The sequence below is a fragment of the Xanthomonas euvesicatoria pv. euvesicatoria genome (genome assembly GCF_020880415.1).
GTDB classification, from domain to species: Bacteria; Pseudomonadota; Gammaproteobacteria; order Xanthomonadales; family Xanthomonadaceae; genus Xanthomonas; species Xanthomonas euvesicatoria.
The window spans coordinates 1-899 of sequence record NZ_JAJIUJ010000062.1 but is presented as its reverse complement, the minus strand read 5'-3'; the positions used below and the strand labels follow the sequence as shown (position 1 = coordinate 899).

The 899-nt window shown below is 65.9% G+C and carries 1 pseudogene; it reads right to left on the bottom strand.

The annotated features are described in order from the left end of the window. Window positions 1-899: pseudogene (locus LN450_RS10555) on the bottom strand (hypothetical protein); the annotation flags it as partial.

Sequence of the window (899 nt, the reverse complement as noted above, 5' to 3'; positions counted from 1 at the left end):
TCCATGGTCCGTTGCGCGGCCAGCGCCACTGCCTGCTGGGTCTGCGGGTTGACGTTCAAATCGACACCTGCGGCTCGGTAACGGTGCAGCAGCTCGTTGTGCTCTATCTGCGCAGCCGTGGGCGCGGGAAGCGCCTGGATCGCTGCCAGGCTCTCCTGGGCACGCTCCAACGACGGCTGGCGCACCTGATTCGTCAGTTCCAGTTCGACCGCCAGGTTGCCAGTGGCCTCCCCATCCCTGCCGGCCCACTGCCCGGCCTCGTTCCGCTGGTAGACCTGCCCGTCGTGTCCCAGCACGAGACCTTGCTTGGCCAGGGCGCTTTCCACGGCTGCCGGCACCTCCACTCCATAGGCGCGGGCGCGTTGCGCGGCGTGGTTTTCCAGGTAGGCAGCGGCGATGGCTTCGCGCCCGGTGGCGATGTTGCTCTCGATACGGCCCAGGGCTTCTTGGTTGAGCTGCTGCGCGCGTTCCGGGGAGGCAGTTTGGTGTTCGTAGCTGCCCCGGTCGCTGGCACCGGATACGGCGGTTTTGACCTGTCGTTCCCACGCCTGGCTTTCCGGATTGCGGTGCCAGTTTTGGTTGTCTAGTCCGACTTGGTCGCTGGCCCGTGCAGGGATGTTGAACGGGTCCTGGGGCGGCGGGGCTTTGCCCAGCGCCAACTCCACTGCCTTGGCGTTTGCTAGCGCGCCCAGTTCCTGCGATTTCTCGTAGCTGGCGACCACGAAATGCTCGCCGCTCGTGCGCCGGCCATCCGGAGCGAGGTCGATGGCCGCTTCGCGCTGCCAGTTGCGGCCGTTGAACTGCCACTCCACGTGCGCTTTGTCGATCTGGTGGTAGATGGCGCGGTTGTCCAGCAGATCGGCGCCTTTGTCGAACGCCTTGCTCATCAACAGCGCATC